Below are 20,292 nucleotides of genomic sequence, written 5' to 3'. Positions count from 1 at the left end.
CTATTCGCCACCTTCTCCATATATTCTGTAAATTTTATCCATTGATTTTTTTACGTCATATTCAGAAAAATTACTATAATTCACTTTTTTTCGTTTCATTTTAAGTGCTGTTTCTGCCCAATCACTTTTGCTTTCATTCAAAGACTTAAAAATAATATTGTTATCTAGATTAATATTTTGATCAATATTATCTGATGCTAATATAGGTAAACCATTAATTTGAGCTTCAATTAACGTTAGTGGCATGCCTTCAAAAATAGAAGGAAATATTAATAGATCTATAGCACTCAAATATTTTTCGACTTCATTTGTTTCTCCTACAAAAGTCACATATTCATCTAGTTGATCTTGTGTTACTTTTAATCTTAAATAAGATTCGTAAGCGTCCCCAGCTCCAATTAAAACAACATGTATATTGGATTGATATTTTAATATATCAGGTAACAAGTCAATGATAAAAGCTTGATTTTTTTCTTCCGACAATCTTCCTACATGACCAATTAACAAATAATCTCGTCCAATTAGATTTCTAACTGATTCTCTATTTTCCTCATTAAATTTATATTTATTAATATCAATTCCATTATTAATTACTTCAAAATTTGAATTGAACAAAGATTCTCCAGATTCACTACTAACAGCAATTCTATTATCCGCATATTTATCGATTAATTGTTTCATTTCTTTTTCATAAAATTTTCTCAATAAACTTTTTGTCCCGCTTGGCCCTTTTGTATGACTATGAACAACCACATTTTTTATTCCAGCTAGTTTACTTATATAACTTAAATACCCAGAACTATAATAGGTATGAATATGTACAACGTCATAATTATTTTTTTTTAGTAATCTGAAATATCGTTTGAAAAATAGATACTTATTTTCGAGTGAAAGACGAATAATATTCGTATCGTAGGATTTAGTTTCTTCCGTATATAGGGACTCTTCATTATCAAAGACCAGATAATCAATTAATATATTTTTAGGAGCATATCTTAAAATATTCATCGCTACATTTTCCTGTCCCCCAATTTTTAAGCTGCCAACTATATTTAACACTTTCATATTCTACTCCTATCTTTTCTAAAAAAAACTTTATTAATAAAATAATTTAATGTTAATAATAAAATAGCATTCCAAATGGCAACTCTAACTATTTCAGAAAAATAGTTTCTAACCCACCATAATCCCAAAATAAATATAGGTACAAATAAACAAAATTCAAATAAATTTTTATTAACAATAGTATTACTAATTTTTTTTGAAATAAATTCTATGATAACACCGAATAAAATGGCAAAAGGATACGCATAATATCCAAAGTTATAATAAAGTTCTCCAATATAAGAGCCTCCTGGAGCTGATGCCTTAATTTTTGACATAAAATTTGTTTCTTCTAAAATTTGATTTAAAAATCCTCCAATATTGGGTAAGGCTCTAAATATGCCTCCAATAAATGTATTGCCTTTTCCAAAAGAAAGATAGTATGGGACTTGTCTCATTATTTCAATAGGAGTTTGTATTGTTCCTCCTAATTCAGCAATAAGATCTAGTATAGGATTATTAGTAATTAACGAAGAATGTATTGTGCTTAAACTAGGAAGCATACTTGAACTGAAATTTCTTGAAACTGCAATAATATTAAGAAATGAAATTAATATATATCCTATTAAACTAATCGAGAGAATTCCTTTAAAATTTAATTTTTCAACAAAATTATGATAAATATAAACTAATAATAACAGGAATACCATTTGTATCCCTCTACCTCCAGATAACATTGTGATTATCTCATATCCTGCAAATAAAAATATTAAGCCTCTCATTTTTATTTTATTAGGATAATTGGATAGTATCAACATTATAATTGCTGTATAAGCAATTAAAGAAAAAGCGGTTACTACTCCACTCCCCTCCTCTATCGCTTCTAAAGTTTTTAAATATCCACCATTTATTGAATACCTGATTAAAGAAAAATCTCTATAAAATTTTATTGGAAACACTAATCCGAAAAATGAAAAAGCTAACTTTTTAAATTGAGATTTAGACAAATTTATTCTATACTTTGAAAAAAACTCATAGTTTTTTCTATAAAAAGAAATTTTTATTAATATTCCAAAAGATGTTAGAAATATAATTAGAAAGGAAAAAATTAAAGTAGATTTCAATTCATTAATAGAATAGTATTCAATAAAATTCATTTTATATTTACCAAAACTATAATCAATCACATTTAAATAAACCTGACCAAAATGAAATAAATAAAGTAATAAAATAAAAATAGAAGAAAAAGAAAACAAAGTTTTGGTATAGAACTTAAATAGACAGAATGTAACAATTAAAATTATAAATGAGACTATCGAAAAATTTGACAAAAAATAAATTTCAGAGCTCTTTGAACATACAAAGGCTGAAATTAAAATAAGCGCTAAGTAAAGAATTAAAATAATTATTTTGTTAATGCTCGTTAATAGTTTTATATTAGTCATCGATTACTCATCCTCTTGCCACATTATATATATATGAAAGTGCGAATAACATATAAGTCATATTATATTTTATTAAAAGTATAATAGTTTTTCTAGCAAACGAAAGATCTTTAAGTCTAATTTTACTAAGCTCATGATTTAAATCTTTATCTGATAAAATATATTTAATTTCTTTAAAACGTTGAGGGATTTTTTTAATATCCATAGATTTCGTAGCATTAATTATTGAAGTTATTGCATTTCTTGATAACAGATTAGAATACTGTTTATCAATATTTTTTATATTTGTTCCTAATTTTTTTGCCCTCTCAGCACTTAATTTCAGTGTTAACCAACAATTTGATACATAATTATTTGTTACAGAAGAATTATTGTTTACATAATTATAAAAGTAGATATCAGCCAAATTTATAATACTGTGACAGTTAGTTAAATATTCCATAACAAATAAAGTGTCTTCATAAATTTGCAAATCTGTACAAAAGTTAATTTGATTATCTTTTATAATCTTACTCCTGTATAGCTTTGTCCATAACCCTTTATGGTAAGTGTCTACTAATGAATTATCACAAAGTAATACAGGATATAATTTATCTTTCATCTCTTTAAAAGATAGTTTTTCACTATACTCAATTACATCAATATATTTTGTTTTTTTAGAAATAATTTTGTAGTTAGTACTTACACAATCTACTTTTTCTTTTTCAATACAAGAGACTAGACTTTCAATAGCCATTTTATCTAGAAAGTCATCAGCATCTAGAAACATCAGATATTTCCCAGTAGAATATTTAATTCCTTTATTACGAGCAGCCGACACTCCCATATTTTTTTGATTAAGTAACTTTATTCTACTATCCTGGCTCTCTAGATAAATTAGCTCTTCAAGGGTTCTATCAGTGGACCCATCATTTATTACTATTACTTCAAATTCAGAATATGTTTGGGCCAAAACAGAATTTATCGTATATGCGATAGTTTTCTCTGCATTAAATGCTGGAATAATTATACTTACTTTAGGCAATAGTTTACCCCTATTCTATAATTAATTGTAAATCTTGATCATCTCTAAATTAATCACATTTTTATCAAACTTCTTTATTTTTTTTGCATTATATTTTCCAAATAAGAATCGTTTATCTTTACTCATACATAATAATCTTATCATCTTTTGATATTTATTTATTTCATTATTACATAGGTATCCACCTAATTTATTGTCTATTAAGTCTCTATTCCCCCTAATATCTGACACAATGCAAGGCAATCCAGTCCCCATTGCTTCCATCAAAGAAACGGGCAATCCTTCTTGCAAAGACGGTAAGACGAAGATATCTGTTATTCCTAATATTTGATCAATATCTGATCGAAAGCCTAATAGGATAACTTCATCCTCTAGATTATTCTCTTTAATTAAGTGGGTTAATTCATTTCTAAGCTCTCCTTCTCCCACAATAAGATATTTAATTTTTCTATTTTTTAGTTTAGCAAGAGCTTCTATAACCACACGATGGTTTTTTCTTTTTGATAATTGACCCACGCTTGTAAGAATAACATCATCTTCATCTAAATTTAGATCATTTAATAATTGGCTATTCTTCTCTGCATAGTTTCTTTCTTTGAATTTAGAGGTATCGATACCTACGCCATTAACTTTAACTACTTTATCTCTAACATTAAAAGTTTCGGCTCGTTCATAATCCTCCTGATTAATCGTTATCAAAATATCCGTATAACGAGCTAATATTTTTTCTACAGGATAAAAAATTAACCAGTTTTTTAAAGGAGCTCCTTCATAAAAATGAAAACCATGAGCAGTGTAGATGATCTTTGTTTTAGAGTGACGAAAGGCTAGACGACAAAGTGCTGCGCCAATTGGAGAGTGACAATGAACTACATCGTAATCTTTTTCAGCTAATTTTTTAGATAGCTGATAAGATTTTATGATATCCCCAATTTTGCTGATTTGTCTTGGAATTGGTAGGTGATAGTAGGAAACATCTAAATCGTGGAGTTTTTTCTTGAAAGCTTCAATTTTAGCATCTGTGGTCGTGCTACGATCCTCAAAATTACAAGCAACATCCACTTGATAGCCCAAGTCTTTTAGAATTTTAATATTATTCATATTAAACATATCAATCATTGAAGCCACTGAGGCATACATCAAAGCTTTTTTCATTAACTTCCTCCTAATAACTTATCTTTTTAGCGGGATTGCCTACATAGGTACCGGATTCTTTAATGTTACCAATGCAAACAGTACTTGCACCAATTACTGCATCACTAGCAATGCTGCAATTATTAATAACCGTCGCATTAATACCTAACCAGGTACGCTCTCCCACAGATACTGTTCCTGCCAATCTGACACCAGGTGATAGATGGACGAAATTACCAATATGATTATCATGATCTACGGAACAAGCTGTATTTAGGATACAGCCCTTACCTATAGCCGTTGATGGGTTAACCACGACTTGAGCAAAGATAACCGTTCCTTCACCAATCGAGACTTCTCGTCCAATGACCGCACTCGGATGAATTACTGTAGCTAAACGATACCCATCAATTTTTATTTGATTTTGGATTTGCTCACGTGTCGCATTATCACCAATTGCCACTATAAATTCTGCATCGTTTGGGTCAAGAGCGTGATAATCTTGACTTCCTCCAACCACTTTAAGACCTAGGATATCTTGACCAATTTTGTGATCGTCAAGGAAGGCAATCGATTGCCACTGGTCCATAAGTAAGGCAGCGTCAGCAACGACTTTGCCATGGCCACCAGCTCCTATGATATAAAGACTATTCTTCTTCATCTAGCTTATTCCCTTCAAAGGCCACCATCGTTGCTGCATTTTCATTATTGATTCCATCCCTAGTCAGAACGGTCTTTACTGTTTTGACTAGGATTTTAATGTCTAACCATAAAGAGACATGATTGGCATAATAAACATCATAGCTGAAGCGCTCTTCCCAGGTCGTTGCATTTCGCCCATTGACTTGGGCGAGGCCTGTTAAGCCTGGTCGCACTTGTTGTCTTTGTTTTTGCTTTTCATCGTAAAGCTTTAGGTAATCAATGAGTAAGGGCCTTGGTCCGACAAAACTCATATCCCCTTTAAGGATATTAAACAATTCCGGAAGTTCGTCTAATGAAGTTGAACGCAGTTTTTTCCCAAAGTCGGTTAATCGTTCAGAATCTGCTAATAAATTACCCTCTTCATCACGGGCATCTGTCATGGAACGAAACTTATACATGGCAAAGATCTTTTCATTCTTCCCAGGACGTAATTGTTTGAATAGTACAGGACTCCCTAACTTATTACGCACCAGAATGGCTGTTACTAGCATGACTGGCGATAAAAGGATCAGAGCTATTAAGGCTAAGCAGAAATCAATCCCTCGTTTAAGGAAATTTCTATACATGACTGATCAGCTCCATAATGATTTGATGATCCGAATCACACGTTCAATATCTTCATCGGTCATCTTGGTATCACTTGGCAGGCAGAGACCGCGATTAAATAAATCTTCAGCGACTTCGCCACCAATCACATCACAGTCACTAAATACAGGTTGCATATGCATCGGCTTCCAAATAGGACGTGATTCAATGTTATCTTCTGCTAAGGTATCCATCACCATTGTTGGACTAACCTTAGAGTCTTTAGCAATCAACATAGCAGATAACCAATAGTTGGAGCGTTCATCGTCGAATTCCGTAATGAATTGAATGCCATCAATATCTTCAAAGGCTTCTTGGTAGCTTTGGAAGATATGGCGTTTTTGTTCAATACGTTCGTCAAGAACCTTTAGTTGGCCACGACCAATCCCAGCTACAATATTACTCATCCGATAATTGTAGCCAATTTCTTTATGTTCATAGTGGCGTTCATTCTCGCGGGCTTGGGTGGCCCAGAAGCGAGCCTTCTCAGTGATTGCTGGATCGTGAGCTACTAACATGCCGCCACCAGACGTTGTAATGATTTTATTACCATTGAAAGAGTAAATACCATAATCGCCAAAAGTCCCAGTGTATTGGCCCTTATAAATTGTACCAAGACTCTCAGCAGCATCTTCTATTAATGGCACACCATGCTTGGAGCAAATTTCTTTAATCTCATCAATTTTAGCGGCTAAACCATAAAGATGGACAGCAATTACTGCCTTAGGTTTATACTTAGTAAAAGCTTCTTCTAAGCGCTTAGGGTCCATATTCCAGGTACCTGGTTCGGAATCTATGAAAACTGGTTGTCCTCCTTCATAAACAATTGGATTCGCAGAAGCTGAAAATGTTAAACTTTGACAAAATACAATATCTCCTGGTTGAATACCGACATGTTTAAGAGCTAAATGTATAGCGGAGGTCCCTGAAACTAATGCCGCAGCGTGTTCAATTCCTACCTTATCAGCTAATTCAACTTCAAATTGATTGACATTTTCACCTAATGGTGCAATCCAATTAGTATCAAAGGCTTCTTTAATAAAAGCTTGTTCATAACCTTCATCACTCATATGTGGCGATGCTAAATAGATTCTTTCCATTTTTTACCTACTCCTTACTAAAAAAGTGAGTTCAATTTGAACTCACTTAAATGCTAAAAGAAGAAATGAGTTCTTCTTTATTCAATTACACATCCCGGTGCACAAAGCGGGTCAACTTCTCATTGAGATCATCCTGATCTGTGACAAGGTCCAGGCTATCAACGAAGCGTTTAATTTCTTCGAGGCTCTTGTTATGGACGCGGCCGACGAAGATGTTGTCATCGATTTGCCGGTCGGTGGTTTCGTCATTGAGGAGGAGTTCTTCGTAGAGTTTCTCTCCAGGACGCATACCGGTATATTTGATTTCAATCTCATCTTCCGAGTGGCCGGATAGGGCGATCATCTTCTTCGCCAAATCCTTGATATAGACTTCTTCCCCCATATTGAGGATGAAGAGCTCGCCCCCTTCTGCCAGAGCACCTGCTTGAATAACCAAGCGACTGGCTTCAGGGATCGTCATGAAGTAACGGCGCATATCAGGATGGGTCACAGTGACAGGGCCTCCCGCTGCGATTTGCTTCTTGAAGAGCGGGATGACGGATCCCCGACTGCCCAAGACATTGCCGAAGCGGACAGCAGAGAAGGTGGTCTGGCTGCCCTTGTTGAGGCCAGTGACAATCATTTCCGCTATACGCTTGGTAGCCCCCATGACATTGGGGGGGTTATTCGCTTTGTCGGTGGAGATCATCACGAACTTCTTGACGCCCGCCTTTTCCGCCGCCTTAGCCACATTGTAGGTCCCGTAGATGTTGTTCTTAACCGCTTCGGTCGGGTTCCATTCCATGAGGGGGACATGCTTGTGGGCCGCCGCATGGTAGACGATATCTGGCTGGTAGCGTTGCATGAGGAAGTCTAAGTGTTCCTTATCCTGGATGTCAGCAATGACAGGCGTAATCTTTGTATTAGCGAGTTCTAAACTCCGCAGTTCCTGGTTAATCAAATAAATGGAATTCTCCCCGTGACCTAGTAAGACCAATTGAGAGGGACCGAAACGGACAATTTGTCGGCAGATTTCGGAGCCGATAGAACCTCCCGCTCCCGTCACTAGGATAACTTGGTTGGAGATGGAATCGATGACCGGTTCATCGTCTAGCTCAATTTCTTTTCGGCCTAATAAGTCAGAGATTTCGATTTCCTTCATGGCCATCTTGTATTCACCAGCCAGGACTCTTTCTACTTCGGGCATCTGGTTAACCGTAATCCCGAGATCATTCCCCATACGCACCACTTCTTCCACCCGATCTGCAGGCATGGAAGGGGCTGTAATGGTAATCATATCGATCCGCTTCTTATCAACGATCTGTGGGATATCCTCAATCCTTCCTAGGATAGGCACGCCCTTGATATAGATATTCTGCTTCTCTGGGTCATTATCGACCGCTCCAATGATAGCGTACTTCTCTGGGTGCTTGGAGAAGTTCTCGATGAAGAGATTGCCCGCTTGCCCTGCTCCAACAATTAGGAGTCGCGTCGCTTCATTCTCGGCCATCTTGACCCCATTCTTACGGTCGATATAAATCCGCCAAGCCACTCGGGTCAAGAGCATGCCGACGGTAGCGAAGAGCAAGAGCAAGAAGAAATACCGGTGACTCATCACGGTAAATAGAATGGTTCCCACAATGAAGGCACCTGCCCCAGCTATCAGGTTAGAGATGACAATCTCCTGGGCATCTCGCAGACCGAAGAAGCGCACGAGGGCAGAGAAGTTATGAAAGTAGAGCCCAGCGAGAACATAGATCAGATAGTAGATGGCAGTAACTAAGGAATAGTGGCCAAAATCTGTCGCCACATAATACTTAATGAAATAAATCGTTAAGAGGGCCCCTACACCCACACAGACCAAGTCGTTGAGCATAAGGATGAGTTTTTTTGCTTTACGAGACATCTTTCACTTCCTATTCTATTATGTTCGATACCAGGAAGAATTAGTGAGCTAGAGACGGCTTAGTCTTCCTCATGGCCGTAACCATAACCGTAGCCATAGCCTGAATGTTCCTTAGAGACACCATTGAAGACCACGCCCAGGATATTGGCTTCGGCTGCATCGAGCAGGTCCTTGGCCTTGATGATATTGGGCCGTTCAGCGATCCCTTCCCGAGCCACGAAGACGACGCCGTCGACCTTACGCGAAAGGATCTGGGAATCTGCCACTGAGAGTAGGGGCGGTGCATCGTAGATGACCAGGTCGAACATGGTCTCTAGAGTCTTCATTAGGTCGTTCATCTTATGAGATTGAAGCAGCTCAGATGGATTAGGCGGTTTAGGTCCTGCTGCCAGGACATAGACATTGGCTTCCGGCACATAGCGGATCATATCCATGGTCTGAGCTTCGCCCTGGGTCAGTAGATTGGTCAGTCCGTAATTAGTCTTCAGGTTGAAGGTGTTGCGGACAGTGGGTTTGCGCATGTCGGCATCGACCAAGAGGACTCGCTTGCCGGTGTCGGCCATGACGGAGGCCAGATTGGCTGCTACTGTGGATTTCCCTTCGAAGGGACCGGTTGAAGTCAACATGAGTGAGTTGAGGGTCCCGTCCACCATGGAGAATTCAATATTGGTCCGCACGGTCCGGAAGGCTTCTGAGATGGGATGGTTGGGCTTGACTGCCGTAATCATCGAAGCCCCCAGGCGTTGGTTGCGATTGAGTTGTTCGATTTTTTTATCTTTGCGGTTAAACATTAGTCTTGGCCCCCTTTCCGGCGACGGAAGCTCCGACGCGCTTCGGATGTTTTTTGGCTAGAGAGGGACTTGAGTCGGGATTCGGTCAATTCTTTGTCTGAGAGTTCTGGAATCATGCCGAGTACGGGCAGGCCAATCTCGTCGAAGAAGGCTTCATCCTTGACGGTCCGGTCCGTCGCATAGCGGATGAGTTGCCAGATAACTCCAATGGCGCCCCCGATAATGGCCCCAATCAAGAGATTCAGGATAGGTTTGGGTGAGACCGGTCCTTGGGCGGGTTCTGCCACGGTCAGGATGGATACGTTGTTGACGTTCATAATCCGTTTGACTTCTTCAGAGAAGTGCTTAGCAATCGCATTCGCTAAAGTCGCAGACACTTTTGGTGAGGTGGATTGAACCGTTACCGAGAAGACCAGGGAGTTGTTGTCGTTTTGGACACTGATCATGTCGTTCAATTCCTGGACGCTCAAATCCACTCCCGTCTCTTCAATCACCTTCTCCAGGACCACGGGCTTCTTGATGATACTCTGATAGGTATTCAAGAGCGTCAGGTTCGCCTGGAGGGTGGATTGGTCCACCTGCTCACTGTTGGAATTGGTGTCATTAACCACCAAGTCAGTCGTTGATTGGTACTTAGGGGTCATCACGACAAAGGTCAGCACGGCCGCAACAGCCAAGCCAGCCACGGTAGTGACGATAATCCGTCCTAAGCCCTGCCGTAGAATGTGAAAGAGTTCTACGAGCGAAATTTCTTCAGTCGTTTCCATATTGCCTCCTCATCGGTACTCCGAACGAGTACCGGCTTCTATTCACAAAAAAAGCTCGTCTAAAAAATGGGGTCTTCTTTAGCCGACACTCTTTTTACACTATCTATAATCTTAAAGGAAATTATAGGATATTTCACGCTTTTTTCATAGTTTTTATATTACAAATCGATGACAATATACAGTATTTTTACCCGCCTTGGCTTTGACCTTCGAGTTGCCTGGCATGGCGCGGGTGAATGGAGCGCATCATTGTTTGTTAGCCAGGTCTTATGATTGGTCAACCCGTCCATTCTTCTCATCAATGATCTGTCGCGAACGACTCGATACTCAAAATCCTCTGTGGTGGTTTGAATCCTAATCTTTTGATTCCAAGATAGGATGGCTAATTGAAGGACTATCCTTTATTAGTAGAAATAAAATCCCCTTAGAGCAGCTTTTAGTGGTTACTCTAAGGGGACGTTGAACACGTCCATTCAAAACGAAGCAGATGCTCTCGCAGAATGGACAGCGTATGTATTCTTATTGGGCTAAGTGGTTTATTTCCAATAGTCCAATTGGCTGTCGTCTAGGCCGATATCCCGGGCGTAGAAGACGGGTTTTTGGCCCGCTTTGCGCTGTTTGTTGTAGTCAGCGAGTGCGGCTAGAGCTGTTTTGCCAAGGATTAGGATGGAAGGCAGGTTGATCAAGGCCATGAGTGCCATCATGACATCAGCCATTAACCAGACCAGGTCGGCTTCTTGGATGGCGCCGAGGAAGATGATCCCGGCAGCAATGAGGCGGAAGGCAACCATGAAGGAGGCCCGGGGCATTTTGCCGAAGATGTAGGCCAGGTTGTTATCCACGTAGTAGAGGTTACCGATCAGGGTGGTGAAGCCAAAGAGCATGAGGGAGAGGGTAATGAAGAAGTTGCCATAGTCGCCCAGGAAGGTAGACAGGGCGGCTTGGACATAAGGGGCACCGGACAATTCTGCCGTTGGTTGGACACCAGAGCTCAGGCACATGAAGGCAGTTGCCGAGCAGATCACTAGGGTGTCGATGAAGACAGACATCATTTGAACCATGCCTTGCTTGACGGGGTGAGAGACGTGGGCGGCAGCAGCGGCGTTAGGTGCTGACCCGATCCCGGCTTCGTTGGAGAAGAGGCCCCGCTTGATCCCATACATCATACTTGAGCCCGCAATCCCAGAGAAGATGGCCTTGAAGTTGAAGGCATCTTGGAAGATGAGCTTGAAGACGGTGGGCATGTAGTTGAGGTTCATAATAATCATGAGGACGGCCACCGCCACGTAGATCATCCCCATGAAGGGAACGAGGAAGCTGGTGAACTGGATGATCCGCTTGCCCCCACCTAAGATACAGTAGGCTGTGACCAGGGCGAGGCCTGCCCCCACTAGGATAGGTGTCCACTGTGGGCTATAGAAGTCATAGACCTGGAAGGAGTCACGAAGGTTGAAGGCGGCCAGCATGTTGAAGCCCACCGCATAGGTCAGGATCAAGAAGATGGAGAAGATAATCCCCAAGCTCCGACTGTGGAGGGCCGATTCGATATAGTAGGACGGTCCCCCATAGCTCTCGCCCGTCGACGCATCACGCCGCTTGTAGATCTGAGCCAAGGTGGATTCGATGAAGGCAGAAGCGCCCCCAATCAGTGCGACAACCCACATCCAGAAGACCGCACCGTAGCCCCCTAAGCAGATGGCTGTTGCTACGCCGACAATATTTCCGGTCCCCACCCGTGAGGCAGTTGAAATCATCAGCGCCTGGAAGGAGGACACCGAGCCCTCTTCCTCCGGTGCTTCTAAAACCACCTGGATAGCTTCCTTAAAGTTACTCAATTGAACGAATTTGGTTCGGCATGTGAAATAAAGGCCCACGCCTAATAGTAAGACAATCAGGACTGGATAGTATAAGAAATCGCTGATTGGACTCAAGAAACCTGTAATCATTTCTGACATCAAAATCTCCTCCTCTTTAGAAAGTTTTCATTTTCTCAAGAATAAACGGAAATATGATTGCCGTCAATTTCTAATCTTTATTTTATGATTGGCTATACTTATAATTTATGGGTGAATGTTAGTTTTTGTAACACTTTTAATTGGATGTTAAGCGTGATTTCGGGAATTTGTTGGACGTTAGTTTTTCTTCCATATGTAACTGGTATGTATCAATTTCTTAATTTTTGAACAATTATTGCATTTGGTTTAGGGAGATTTTATCACATTGTCTTTTGTTTGATGAATTTTAGACGTTTTCGTTTATATATGATTAGGAGGGATTTACCATGCAGATGACCCATGAATTGTTAACTTTAGAAATTTTGGACCACCGTCAGTGTTTGGGCGCCGGCCAAACCGAACGCCTGCACGCCTTACGTCAGGGCTACTGGGGCGAGTGGGAGTTCCAGCGCATTCTGAAGAAGTATTTGACCGGGGACTTTCACTTACTGACCGATTGTTACTTTGGCGAGGCTAACCCCACCCAAGTGGACGCGATTCTCGTCTGTCCCAGTGGTTGTTATCTCTTTGACGTCAAGAATTACCGGTCAGCGGTCCGCTATGAAGCGGGAACTTTTTACCTCAATGACAAGCGCTGGCGCCACAATATTTTTATCCAACTAGAACGGATGGTCGATCGTTTCAACCAAGAGATGGGCGGACAAGGCCGCCCCCAAGGCACGCAATCCTACCTCGCCTTCATTAATGAGCGCCATCAAGTGACCGTCGATTCAACTTGGCCGTACGGTATCTTACGTCGCAACGATATTTGGGGATTTTTGAAGGGGGTGGCACAGGCACCCACGCGCTATCACACGGACCGACTCCTGAGCCTGTTTCAAGGGAAGTTAGTCGCTAATCCCTATGAGAAGTGCCAAGTCACAACTGACCACTGGCTGCGGATGGAAGGAGGGATTTATTGTTGGCGGTGTCGGGCACAATTAGGAGATAGCTACCGCCGTCGGAAAATCGCTTGCAAGTCATGCGGCTTTGTTGAAGATTCCGAAAGCCTTCTTCTTCGTCACCTATGTGAGCTCGCCGTACTACTTTACGACCAGCCACTAAGCTTTTCTTTAGCACGGAAGTTTTTATCTGAGCAATGTTCGAACCGTAGCCTCCACCGTCTCCTTAATCAAAATTTTGAGCGCATAAAGAGAAATACCTACCACAATCCTTTCAAAACAAATCCAGAAATTTATCAAAGAATTGTTTGGCCCATAGACTTAGATCGCGATTATTATCGCATCCATCAAAAATTTTTGACCTAGTAAGACATGTTGCTTAATATTTCAGCTATAGCCCTCAAATCAATGCATCTGCTCTTTGAAATTAATGGATTCTGCTTCTGTTATTGAATTTGCTCTGAAATTGGGGCAGCTTCTCGCCCTGTTATGTCCTTAACACTGAACTTGGGGCAGCTTCTCGCTCCGTTATTGCCCTAACCCTGTAATTGGGACAGCTTCTCGCCCTGTTATTGCCTTAACACTGTAATTGGGGCAGCTTCTCGCCCTGTTATTGCCTTAGCCTTGAACTTGTGGCAGCTTCTCGCTCCGTTATTGCCTTAGCCCTGAACTTGAGGCAGCTTCTCGCTCCGTTATTGCCTTCCCCCTGAACTTGAGGCAGCTTCTCGCCCTGTTATTGCCTCTTCCCTTGCGATATGGCAATTTCTCAACCCAATTACTGCCCCTTCTCTCTAAAATAGGCCGTTTCCCAAAGCAATTCCCACCCAAAATGTCAAAGCAGAGGCTTCGGCCTCTGCTTTTCTCATCTCTCTATACAATATAAGGAAGGCGGGCCTAACGCCCGCCAACCACTCTTAGCTCAAAAGGAAAAGCACCGCCTCGAAAGGCGGTGCTTCACGCATGAATTCTATTATTTATTCAATGCTGCTTTTGCTTGGTCGCAGATTGATGCGAAGGCATCGGCATCGTTGACTGCAAGGTCAGCAAGCATTTTACGGTTGATTTCAATACCTGCTTGTTTTAAGCCGTTGATTAATTTGCTGTAGCTTAAGCCGTTAACACGTGCTTGGGCATTGATACGGGTGATCCATAGGCGACGGAAGTCACGTTTTTTCTGACGACGGTCGCGGTAAGCGTACATATAAGATTTCATGACAGCTTGTTTAGCCATCTTATAGTTTACACTCTTAGAACCGTAGTAACCTTTTGCTAATTTAATATATTTTTTACGTCTTTTACGACTAACTGTTCCACCTTTAACTCGAGCCATTCGAAATTCCTCCTTGTTTCTCTAGATTATTGCTTATTTGTAAGTATCTAACATTTGTTGGATACGTTTTTGGTCAGATTGATGAACCATTGCAGCTGGTTTATGCTGACGACGTTGTTTCTTAGTCTTACCATGGAAACGGTGAGAGCGTTCTGAATGACTACGTTTTAACTTACCTGAAGCGGTAAATTTGAAGCGTTTAGCCGATGCACGGTGTGTTTTTTGTTTAGGCATAATAATTTCCTCCCATTTTTGATCATTGGATTATTTGTCTTCAGGCTTAGGTGCTAGCATCAATTGCATAGACCGGCCTTCCATTTTAGGTTTTTGCTCAACAGTGGCGATATCGCCCATCTCGTCAGCAAAACGTTCCAGTACTTCACGTCCTAAGTCCTTGTGCGTAATCGCACGGCCCTTGAAACGAATCGATACCTTAACCTTGTCACCCTTCTTGATGAACTTGCGACCTTGACGCAATTTCGTATTGAAGTCATTGTCATCAATGGCTGGGCTCAAACGAATTTCCTTCACTTGGATGGTCCGTTGGTTTTTGCGTTGTTCACGCGCTTTACGTTGTTGTTGGTAACGGAATTTCCCGTAATCCATAATCCGAGCAACAGGTGGCTTAGCACCTGGTGATACGAGTACTAAGTCCAGCTCGAATTCACTCGCTTTATCTAGGGCTTCATTCTTAGAAAGAACCCCCAACTGTTCACCCTCTGGATCAATGACACGCATTTCACGTGCTCGGATTGACCCATTGACGATGTTATCTTTTTCTTTTGCGATAATTATCCCCCTCCATAGTCCAAATTTGCATTCATCATATATTGAGATTTCAGCATAGAAAAAGCGACGGAAAATTAAAATTACCCGTCGCTACTCACACAAGGTTCCCCTTGTGCACTTGAATCTATCAACCCGAGGACGTCTTTGTCAACTCAGGTGAGAAACGAGTAAGTCTCTGCTTCTTGTCTCACTTTATTATCATATCATGCCCCTCTTCCCCGGTCAAGGGAAAATTCAAAAAATATCTTGACCACCTTCCACTCTGACATGCCATTTTAGGGCGGGCATCTTGCTCAGCCCAAACATAAAAAAGGCCAGGAGTACAAGCTCCCGGCTCTATTTAAACAAGACATCTTTTCAATAATTGGGCCTAATCGCCTGTGGTCACGCGCGCTCTAAGCCAGTTATTCCGGTAAGATCCAGTAGGCCTGGCTGGATTCTTGGTTAATTTTTTCAACGGCGTCTTTGACTTGATCTGATTTGTAAGCTTCAGAAACCGCTTTGACCCAGTCTTTATCCTTATCTTCTTCACGCACGACCAACTGGAGCATGAATTCTGGAGCGACGTCTTCATAGGCCAGAGCAGTCTGGAAGTCGATGCCCGCATCGAAGGCACGGGAACCTGGGATAGCCGCTAGGGCCAGGTCCGGTGTGGTCCGAGCCAAGTTTGGTGAACTGATGACTTCAATCTTCAAATTTTTGGGATTCTCAGTAATGTGTTCCACATTCAGATTGGCCTTGTCTGCATTGGGGTCGAGTCGAATCAAGCCTTCTTTCTCTAATAAGAGTAAGGCACGCGACAGATTCGACGGGTCATCAGGCACCCCAACCTGGTCGCCAGCTTCTAGACTATCGAAGCTATTCTTTTGGCCTGGGAAGATGGCCATCGGAACGGTTGGCAGGGCTTGGATATTGGTCAGGTGAGCATCTTTTTCCTCATTGAAGTTCTCCATGTAGAGGGTGTGCTGCTCGATATTGAGGTCAGCGGCCTTCTCTTCGAGGGCCACGTCTGCCTCACGCAAGTCTGTGAATTCGACAGTTGTCACCTGATAGCCGTCTTCTTCGAGGAGGGGTTTAACGAGGTCAAGGAAGAGGTCGCTATAGGGACCTGGCGAGGTAGCGAGGCGGATCTCCTGGCCATCCTCAGCGGCTGCTTCGTTCTGTGAGGACTGCTTAGAGCCGCAAGCCCCCAGAATCAAAAGGGCCAAGGCGGCAACGAGCGCTGTTTTAAATTTGTGCATACGAACACTCCTATCTGCTTACTTTTTATAAGTTTATGATCTTAGTTTAACACATGCCTTGCCCTTTGAGCAATGAAAGCCCCCTCCCAACTGATAGTTCTTTCCCATCATCCCTGACCAAGCATGCTATAATAAAGTTAAAGCCAATGGAAAGGATGACCTAAACAGATGACAGCACGTTGCAGCTGGGCGACAACGCCTGAACTTATTGCCTACCATGATCAGATTTGGGGCAGACCGACCACCGATGACCAGGCCCTCTTCAAAGCCCTGAGCCTGGAAATTATGCAAGGTGGCCTGTCCTGGGAAACCGTCCTTAAGAAGGCCGACGACTTCGATTCGGCCTACAGTCACTTCGACTACCGAAAGATTGCCCGCTATGACCGCTATAAATACCAGGGCCTCCTCCAAGACAGCCGGCTCATCCGCAACCGGCGCAAGATTCAAGCCATTATCCACAACGCTCAAGTCCTAGTTGACCGCCTGACCGATGACGAGACCTTCGCTGATTACCTCTGGGACTTGATCGCTGCCGCCAAAGACCAGACCGACTCTCATGAAGCCCTCAGCCAAAAGCTTCTTAAGGCGATGAAAAAGGACGGCTTCACCTATATCGGTCCTGCCACTATGACTGCCTTTCTCGAAGCCATCGGCGCCTTTAACCCCCATCAAGCAAACTGTGATTTGGCCTAATATTATAAGATTATTTCACTAATTGCATGGATGAGCCTTCGTTTCGTTTTGACTTTGGTCATTAAAATGCCATGGCACCGGTTCGGGTCAAGGTCCCTCACCTAGCAAGACTCAAACGGCTAGTGCGGCTAACGCCTACTAGCCGTAATTCGCTTTGCTTGTTCATGGCTAACGACCAAAGTCAAACTCCACTACTGCTCATAATCAAAAACCAATAAATTATTTTGAAGATTGCAAACTAAAATTAATCAATCTCCAAAACAATATTAAAGCACGATTCCTCAAAGTAAGGCGTCGTGCTTTTTTGTGATATTTAATTATTAAAGTATTAAGCATTCAAGGGCCAACTTCAATAACGGAACGGATGCTCATTTTACTGCTCCAAGATCAAGCCCACAATTTCCTCCGCTGTGATGGTGCCGAAGTATTGGCTGAGCTCGAATTGGCTGAGCTGGTCGAGGAGGTCTTGGCGGCGGAGCGGGGTTCCAACCAGAGCGGATTCGATATCCGAAATCGGCTGGCTGCCGAAAAAGTCACCGTAGATCTTGCAATCCTTGATCCGGCCTTGTTCAATGGCCAGGCTGATGTCGAAGGTGCCTCCCTTGAAGTGTTCGTTGCGGTTGTATTCGAAGCGTGGGGAGGCGCCGAAGATCCAGTCCCAATTGGCGTATTTTTCTTCCATCATTTGGTCGATAGCGGCCCAGTCTTCATCGGTCAACTGGTATTTTTTGATTTGATCGTAGGAATCCACACCAGCGGTCTTGATCAGGATGAGTTCCAGGAACTCCTCGCTAGTTAGGTCCTTGTATTCAGGGTCTACATAGTCGCGCAAGTTCCCCACCCGGCTGCGGACCGACTTAATCCCTTTCGACTCGATCTTCTTCTGGTTGGGGCGGAGGGCGTTGACCATATTGTCCATGTCTACGTCAAAAAGCAGGGAGTAGCCCCCGTAGACCCGACCATTCTTCATGGTCATGGCGGCCCCGGAGACCTTCTTACCGTCCACCATCAAGTCGTTGCGCCCACTCTTCTCGATCTGGTCCACCCCGATCTCACGGAGGATCTGCATCACGGGCTGGTACATCTTATCGAAATTGGAGAAGGCATTGGTGTCCTGGCTGTCCATCAAGAAGCAAATATTAATCTCACCCCGGTCCAGGTAAACCGTGCCGCCACCTGTATCCCGGCGGACCATCTGGATATCATTGGCCTCCACATAGTCCATGTTGACTTCCTCCATGGCGTTCTGGTAGCGGCCAATCTGAACAAAAGGATCGGTCATATAGGGAAAGAGAATGGGCTCATCCAAGAAGATATGGTTCTGGGCGTAGACCTGCATGGCCATGGCAACCGCCCCATTGTAGATCCACTCGCCATCGCGCTTCATTTCAATAATATACATCTTATCGATCACTTCTTTCGTCTAAATTCTCAAGGTCTGCTAGGAGTTGACGGATGTCGGCTTCCAGCCAGATGGTCTTGGGCCGGATAGCTGGTGGAATCCGGTAGTCCTTTAGGTTAACGGTTAGATAGAGGGCTTGAGGGAAGGCCTCCGCCATGTCCTGGAAGGGATGTTTAATGACCTGGGGTGCCATATAGCCACAGCCCATCTCTAGGAGGAGGAGCTTTTTATCCTTGTTGCGGGCCAGGAAGCTGTCATAGCGGACTTTTTCTTCCTTGAAGGCCTGATCTTCCACCATCCAGTCCCAGTGGTTGCGTCGGTTGAGCTCCATCCGCTGGCCGCATTCGGGGCACTGGGGAATCAATTCTTCAGGCACCCGCATGTTTTCCTGGCGGTCCACCATTTCAAGGACCAGGTCATCAATCCGGTAGCGCTTGGGATGGCAGCCGTACATGCACTGGATGAGGATGTACTTGCCCTGGACGTCGAAGACCTTGTCGGGATCATAGTCTGCCTGCTCGAAGGCATTGTCTGCATTGGAGGTAATGATATGGTAGTTCCGCCCCTTCAAGGCCTGGCGCATCCGCACATAGGAGGCCCCCACACCCTGATCCAAATAATTCAACTTGACAAAACGGCTGAAAAAGGCCCAAGATTCCGCCTCGTCGGCAAAAGGAAAGACGCTAGCCTGGAACATATCTAGCCAGCCATACTTGGCGATAAAGTCCGGGAAGGCTTCTTGGAAGCGCGGCCCCACATAAGTGAAACCATCTGCCGCCCCCATGCCCGCACCGACGCCGACTAGAATCGCCTCTGCCTCGTCCAAGGCCTCTCGCAAGAGCTCAGCCTGGGAAACTTGGTCTTGTCTCGCTAAAACTTGCCAATTTTGTGTCAAAATTGCCGCCTCCTTCTCTAACATACATCCTATATTATAACGCATATGAGCGCTTTCTTCATGCCTTTCTGCTTGTTCCTTATCTTAATCCAGCAAGCTATCTTACGAGGAAGGAAAACTAGCAATAGTTACACAGCTGCTATTTTTGTCACTTGGAGGAACTGATACGGACATAACTATCATCCTTTTGTCACTTACAGGGTCTGATGCGGACACAACGACTACCCTTATGACCGTTACTGGGCCGGCTACGGTCACAACCACCTCCCTTATGGCCGTTACTAGCCCTTTGAAGCTCGCTAGCTGAGAGACCGGGGATCGATCCGTGGTGATTAGCGGTCGGATCGTCAGAGACTTAGGGATACAATACAAGACGGCGCCAGCCGTTCTTGATCCTCTTAAATTCAAGGGGCCAATTCAATAGCGCACCGCATGCCCACAGCACCAATCACCTATTATTTTTATAACGCAGAATTTTTTTACAATTCATTTCATGAGCAGGAGTGGAGCTTGAGTTTGATCGTTAGCCATGAAAAAGCAAACATACTAAGATTAGCTCGAAGGTAAAT

19 protein-coding genes are annotated in these 20,292 nt (G+C 42.7%); 2 read left to right on the top strand and 17 right to left on the bottom strand.

Annotation, left to right across the window (positions count from 1 at the left end; all coding sequences use genetic code 11):
- The 11 genes from HMPREF2626_RS03460 to HMPREF2626_RS03410 form a co-directional block, all read right to left on the bottom strand.
- Entirely contained in the window at positions 1-1,065 is a 1,065-nt protein-coding gene (locus tag HMPREF2626_RS03460) for a glycosyltransferase (RefSeq protein ID WP_070617482.1), read from the bottom strand.
- Positions 1,062-2,489 carry an O-antigen polysaccharide polymerase Wzy gene (gene wzy, locus HMPREF2626_RS03455; RefSeq protein WP_070617479.1) on the bottom strand — a complete coding sequence of 476 codons (1,428 nt, stop codon included), beginning with the start codon at positions 2,487-2,489 and terminating at the stop codon, positions 1,062-1,064. The genes HMPREF2626_RS03460 and wzy overlap by 4 nt, the downstream gene beginning before the upstream one ends.
- Before the next feature lie 7 nt (positions 2,490-2,496).
- Positions 2,497-3,513, bottom strand: a complete 1,017-nt coding sequence (locus tag HMPREF2626_RS03450; protein WP_070617476.1) for a glycosyltransferase family 2 protein — start codon at positions 3,511-3,513, stop codon at positions 2,497-2,499.
- A gap of 21 nt (positions 3,514-3,534) precedes the next feature.
- Entirely contained in the window at positions 3,535-4,668 is a 1,134-nt protein-coding gene (locus tag HMPREF2626_RS03445; protein ID WP_070617473.1) for a glycosyltransferase family 4 protein, read from the bottom strand.
- Between the two features lie 10 nt (positions 4,669-4,678).
- Positions 4,679-5,308, bottom strand: a complete 630-nt coding sequence (locus HMPREF2626_RS03440; RefSeq protein ID WP_070617470.1) for an acetyltransferase — start codon at positions 5,306-5,308, stop codon at positions 4,679-4,681.
- Positions 5,295-5,915, bottom strand: coding sequence for a sugar transferase (locus HMPREF2626_RS03435; protein WP_070617467.1), 621 nt, complete (start codon positions 5,913-5,915; stop codon positions 5,295-5,297). Before HMPREF2626_RS03435 ends, HMPREF2626_RS03440 begins: the two co-directional genes overlap by 14 nt.
- A gap of 6 nt (positions 5,916-5,921) precedes the next feature.
- Positions 5,922-7,034: a DegT/DnrJ/EryC1/StrS family aminotransferase gene (locus tag HMPREF2626_RS03430; protein ID WP_070617464.1), complete on the bottom strand. Its 1,113-nt coding sequence runs from the start codon at positions 7,032-7,034 to the stop codon at positions 5,922-5,924.
- 85 nt (positions 7,035-7,119) lie between these two features.
- Positions 7,120-8,919 carry a nucleoside-diphosphate sugar epimerase/dehydratase gene (locus tag HMPREF2626_RS03425; protein WP_070617462.1) on the bottom strand — a complete coding sequence of 600 codons (1,800 nt, stop codon included), beginning with the start codon at positions 8,917-8,919 and terminating at the stop codon, positions 7,120-7,122.
- Positions 8,920-8,978: 59 nt separating this feature from the next.
- Positions 8,979-9,710, bottom strand: a complete 732-nt coding sequence (locus tag HMPREF2626_RS03420) for a CpsD/CapB family tyrosine-protein kinase (protein WP_070617459.1) — start codon at positions 9,708-9,710, stop codon at positions 8,979-8,981.
- The gene (locus tag HMPREF2626_RS03415) at positions 9,710-10,477 is read right to left on the bottom strand and encodes a YveK family protein (RefSeq protein ID WP_070617456.1); all 768 of its coding nucleotides are present in this window, start codon (positions 10,475-10,477) and stop codon (positions 9,710-9,712) included. Before HMPREF2626_RS03415 ends, HMPREF2626_RS03420 begins: the two co-directional genes overlap by 1 nt.
- Before the next feature lie 536 nt (positions 10,478-11,013).
- Positions 11,014-12,432 (bottom strand): alanine/glycine:cation symporter family protein, encoded by a 1,419-nt coding sequence (locus HMPREF2626_RS03410; RefSeq protein WP_070617453.1) that lies wholly within the window; start codon positions 12,430-12,432, stop codon positions 11,014-11,016.
- 326 nt (positions 12,433-12,758) lie between these two features.
- Between HMPREF2626_RS03410 and HMPREF2626_RS03405 the strand changes: the two genes are divergently transcribed.
- Positions 12,759-13,739, top strand: a complete 981-nt coding sequence (locus tag HMPREF2626_RS03405; RefSeq protein WP_070617450.1) for a nuclease-related domain-containing protein — start codon at positions 12,759-12,761, stop codon at positions 13,737-13,739.
- Positions 13,740-14,343: 604 nt separating this feature from the next.
- On the opposite strand, the gene rplT is transcribed toward HMPREF2626_RS03405, so the two are convergent.
- From rplT to HMPREF2626_RS03385, 4 genes are all read right to left on the bottom strand, one after another.
- The gene (gene rplT / locus HMPREF2626_RS03400; protein ID WP_070617447.1) at positions 14,344-14,703 is read right to left on the bottom strand and encodes a 50S ribosomal protein L20; all 360 of its coding nucleotides are present in this window, start codon (positions 14,701-14,703) and stop codon (positions 14,344-14,346) included.
- A gap of 33 nt (positions 14,704-14,736) precedes the next feature.
- A complete protein-coding gene (gene rpmI / locus HMPREF2626_RS03395) occupies positions 14,737-14,937 on the bottom strand; it encodes a 50S ribosomal protein L35 (RefSeq protein WP_067975318.1) in 201 nt (66 codons plus the stop codon).
- A gap of 30 nt (positions 14,938-14,967) precedes the next feature.
- Positions 14,968-15,492: a translation initiation factor IF-3 gene (infC, locus tag HMPREF2626_RS03390; protein WP_141744574.1), complete on the bottom strand. Its 525-nt coding sequence runs from the start codon at positions 15,490-15,492 to the stop codon at positions 14,968-14,970.
- Positions 15,493-15,896: 404 nt separating this feature from the next.
- Positions 15,897-16,733, bottom strand: coding sequence for a MetQ/NlpA family ABC transporter substrate-binding protein (locus HMPREF2626_RS03385; RefSeq protein ID WP_070617441.1), 837 nt, complete (start codon positions 16,731-16,733; stop codon positions 15,897-15,899).
- Positions 16,734-16,901: 168 nt separating this feature from the next.
- Here HMPREF2626_RS03385 and HMPREF2626_RS03380 point away from each other — a divergent pair, with 168 nt between their 5' ends.
- Entirely contained in the window at positions 16,902-17,426 is a 525-nt protein-coding gene (locus tag HMPREF2626_RS03380) for a DNA-3-methyladenine glycosylase I (RefSeq protein ID WP_070617438.1), read from the top strand.
- Positions 17,427-17,799: 373 nt separating this feature from the next.
- Here the strand turns inward: HMPREF2626_RS03380 and HMPREF2626_RS03375 are convergent, their stop codons facing one another.
- Both HMPREF2626_RS03375 and HMPREF2626_RS03370 read right to left on the bottom strand, forming a co-directional pair.
- A complete protein-coding gene (locus HMPREF2626_RS03375; protein ID WP_070617435.1) occupies positions 17,800-18,828 on the bottom strand; it encodes a lipoate--protein ligase in 1,029 nt (342 codons plus the stop codon).
- 1 nt (position 18,829) lies between these two features.
- Positions 18,830-19,723 (bottom strand): SIR2 family NAD-dependent protein deacylase, encoded by an 894-nt coding sequence (locus tag HMPREF2626_RS03370; RefSeq protein ID WP_246818918.1) that lies wholly within the window; start codon positions 19,721-19,723, stop codon positions 18,830-18,832.
- Positions 19,724-20,292 lie beyond the last annotated feature (569 nt).

Source organism: Aerococcus sp. HMSC062A02, assembly GCF_001809535.1.
Lineage (GTDB): Bacteria > Bacillota > Bacilli > Lactobacillales > Aerococcaceae > Aerococcus.
This window is presented reverse-complemented; position numbering and strand designations above follow the sequence as displayed.